General features: G+C 67.3%; 1 protein-coding gene. It reads right to left on the reverse strand.

From position 1 onward, the window contains the following. Positions 1–226 (reverse strand): ABC transporter substrate-binding protein (locus AC3A6Y_RS35110; RefSeq protein WP_487872806.1); only part of this gene is annotated, 226 nt, incomplete at both ends.

Consider the following 226-nt stretch of genomic DNA (forward strand, 5'->3'; position numbering starts at 1 on the left):
TCGGCCAGCACCTTGGCCTTGGAAGCGGTGGCCGGGTCCTTGTGGCGCATGACGGAGAACACCACGTCGGCCGGCGACAGCGCCTTGCCGTCGTGGAAGGTCACGCCCTTGCGCAGCGTGAAGACCCAGGTCTTCGCATCCTTGGTGGTGAAGGACTCGGCCAGCGCGGGCTGCGGCGTCAGGCTGCCGTCCAGCGACGTGAGGCCGTTGTAGACCATGTTGCAGC

It is taken from the genome of Variovorax sp. Soil_C_17 (assembly GCF_057657265.1).